Source organism: Paraburkholderia oxyphila NBRC 105797, from assembly GCF_000685075.1.
Classification (GTDB): Bacteria; Pseudomonadota; Gammaproteobacteria; order Burkholderiales; family Burkholderiaceae; genus Paraburkholderia; species Paraburkholderia oxyphila.
Genome location: NZ_BAYD01000240.1, coordinates 1 through 2,876 on the forward strand (window position 1 = coordinate 1; position 2,876 = coordinate 2,876).

General features: G+C 62.8%; 3 protein-coding genes. All 3 read left to right on the forward strand.

Going from position 1 to position 2,876, the window contains the following annotated elements; genetic code table 11:
• Positions 1–489: 489 nt before the first annotated feature.
• The 3 genes from BO1_RS48510 to BO1_RS48520 all read left to right on the forward strand — a co-directional run bounded on the left by BO1_RS48510 (position 490) and on the right by BO1_RS48520 (position 2,051).
• Positions 490–729, forward strand: coding sequence for a hypothetical protein (locus BO1_RS48510; RefSeq protein WP_028223738.1), 240 nt, complete (start codon positions 490–492; stop codon positions 727–729).
• A 443-nt stretch (positions 730–1,172) separates the two neighbouring features.
• Positions 1,173–1,373 carry a hypothetical protein gene (locus BO1_RS48515; protein ID WP_028223739.1) on the forward strand — a complete coding sequence of 67 codons (201 nt, stop codon included), beginning with the start codon at positions 1,173–1,175 and terminating at the stop codon, positions 1,371–1,373.
• A 357-nt stretch (positions 1,374–1,730) separates the two neighbouring features.
• Entirely contained in the window at positions 1,731–2,051 is a 321-nt protein-coding gene (locus tag BO1_RS48520) for a hypothetical protein (protein WP_245644147.1), read from the forward strand.
• Positions 2,052–2,876: the final 825 nt, after the last annotated feature.

A 2,876-nucleotide genomic window follows, 5' to 3' on the forward strand; every position in this document is an offset into this window, starting at 1 on the left:
CTCGAGGCCACCCGTAACAGCCTCGAGATGGCGGCGGCCGCCTCAAAGCGCGCCATGCGCGCAACCGATCCGGTGTCGCAGGTGGCGAAACGATAGCGGCTCAGACCTGGTGCCCAGGCTGCGATGACAGAGCTGCCATATGTCAAGGAATCCTTTTCAAACGCAATCGCGGTCTTGAAAGGAGGTGCTGACTAACGCCAGCCAGGCAGCCATGGCGACAGGTGGCGCGGTCTTGCTGTTTGCAGCCATCTTCGTGGTCGAACACTATCGACGCGAACGTCGGCGGGCCCAACCGGCGAATAGCCTCCCCCGGTTGGGCCCGGCGCCTGCACTGTAACTGATGGCACACGTGGCGGGGCGATGGTCAATGCAGGAGGAGGCGCCACGAAGCGCTTCTTCCTGCGGCCATCTTTCACGGAACTCACAACCATGAACGGTGCAGACCGGTCGTGCACACAGGACCAGCGCGACAGGATGAGCAAAGGGCACATGAGTTATGACGACTATGCCCAGGAACTGGCGCACCTTCGAGCCATGATCCTGCAAGTCGAGCGCCTGATTCACGACCATGATGCCGGGCAGGGAACGCCGGTGACATCGTCGGACTACTGGCGCGCTCGGGTCAATGCGCTACGGGAGGCGGACCTGCCACGTCCCCTCGAACTGCAGGCCCGCGCGCTGCTGGCGCGGCTGGACGCACTGCGCGCCGCGTCGCGCCCCCGAGCGTAGCGTGATCGCCATCAAATATCGAACGGCGGGGCGCGACGCACGCGGGGATGAAGCCGTCGTCGATGGTTCCTGGTGCGACCGGAAAGGCGTTCGTGCTGACCCTGCCGGTCCGTTCGGGCGCCGGTGACCCGGGCAGCCGCCCGACAGCGATGATTGAAGAACCCCTGGCGCCTTTCCCTGGGACCTGCCTGCTCTCCATTCTCTGGTTCTGGCGTGCCTTAATTTATTCGGATCACTATCCAAATGGTGTTGCGGGTCAAAGATGATCAAGCCTGAGGATGCAGGGCTGTTTTTTCGGGTTGCGGCTCTGGCGAGAGAGCGACGCCGATAACCGTTGTTGCTCGCGCCTTCTGCATCCGAAATAAAAAACGTGATCTTGATGGTAACGTCGCGCGTTACATCTGTCCTGAAACTGGCGCCAGCAACAAGCACGTCGTACTGGCATGCGTGCAACGCCCGTGCATTACGACCGGCTGTGGACTGGCAGCGGCAACGCGGAGCGTCTCACGTTCGATCTGTCGTCGAACGTGGCAACCGTGTCGAATGACAGGGGCCCCGAATGCGGCACGCGTCTGTGGCATCTGCGCCCGGTGCGTGAAACGCCGCAGTTCACGAAAGCCACGCAGCAGAGGAATTTAAGGTGATGAGTGCCTCGTGCGCATAATGTGAAAAGCGAAGATTTTCTCCAGTTGTGCTCCGTCTCAGCGGAGAGGATGACTGATCGCCATTGACGCGGGATGCGGCTGAATCAACGCTCCCTGCGGAGTCCGCTCCGTGCCCGGCGAGGGCACGCTAGTGCACCTTCCGCGCCTCGTGGCTCGAAGCGTCGACAGTCAGGGCGTGACCCGCGCTATTCTTTCGCCGTCTGCGCCTGACGGCGTTGAAAACACCGCGTGAAGCGTCGTTATGGATGAAGACGCGTCGGCACCGCGCGCAGCATATACTTCGCGAGCATGGCGTTAGTCGGACGTCGTTGGCTTTCAGACATGGAGGCGGTGCATATGAAATCCCTACCGTTTGCAGTCGCGCTTCTCGCCGCCATCAGCATGAGCGGCTGTGAAACGTCGTGCAGCACGGCGTCGGCGGCGTCGGGCACGTCGGTGAGCAGTTCGTCGACGTCCGGCAAGAGCGAGGCGACCCTGATGGGCACGAACGGCCAGGCACAGGTCGCGGGCGATACGGTCGTGCTGAGAGACGGCACCGTGTTCGTCAACGGCACGTCGTACGGCGCCGTGTCGGCTACCCAGCGGGTGCAGTACATCGTGACGGGCAACACGAAGACGCTGCTGGTCGACGGCAAGCAGCGCGCGCCGGCACCGTGACAGGCGAGGCCGCGAGAGCGGCGACGGGTGACGGTCCGCTGGAACCAGGCGTTAGAACTGCGTTAGAACGTCACTCCATCAGCCTGAATGCGTTGGCGCAAGTTGCGCCTGGTAGAGCGTCAGTAGAGCGTCGGAATCGACTTTCTCGGCTTATGACGGAGTTTATCGCCCATCTTTTGATTCCGCTTGGTCCAGAGCGCTTTGCCTGGCAAAGGACGGTTTCTCCAGTCATGAGTCCGCCTGCACGCGCAACGCAAGCGCGCCGCACCGATTTCAAATGGCCGTACGTGGCCCATGGGCCGTCATTGTCCGTTACGGGCCCGGCCCTTGCGCGCCGCATCGCCCGATCGGGCAGCGAGAACAAAGAGCGTGATGAACGAAACACCGTAGGGGCGGCGCGTCGTGACCACACCCGGCGAGGCCCTGTGGCGGTATAGCGTTGCGACGGCGGCGGCAGCCGTTGAAATGGCATGGCCAGCCTGACCAGCTCGAAGGTTTGCACGACGCGTTCATCCGCGGTCTCCACGCCCGGGACAGTGCCGGTCATCACCGCCAGCAGGAACGCGGCGGCGAGCAATGACCGCTACGTGGCCGACTTGATTGAGCTCCACGGCCATCCTGTCCTTGCTGGGGTTACGCGAGCCGGTCTCTCCTGCGAGTGAAGGATGTCCACTGAGGTCGAAGTACTGGCGGCCGTGTCGGGTAGGTCGACCGCAAACCAGTCTACCTTCTCCCGTATCCAGGCGGCGTACGATGCCCAGCCTTCGGGATGGTCGTCGAACAGCTCACGCCGGACAGAAGAGGCGAGTCCGATACGATCCAGGT

Excerpts from the sequence above, each read along its gene's own strand:
- BO1_RS48510 (WP_028223738.1), top strand. The coding sequence starts at position 490 with ATGAGTTATGACGACTATGCCCAGGAACTGGCGCACCTTCGAGCCATG.
- BO1_RS48515 (WP_028223739.1), top strand. The coding sequence starts at position 1,173 with ATGCGTGCAACGCCCGTGCATTACGACCGGCTGTGGACTGGCAGCGGC.
- BO1_RS48520 (WP_245644147.1), top strand. The coding sequence starts at position 1,731 with ATGAAATCCCTACCGTTTGCAGTCGCGCTTCTCGCCGCCATCAGCATG.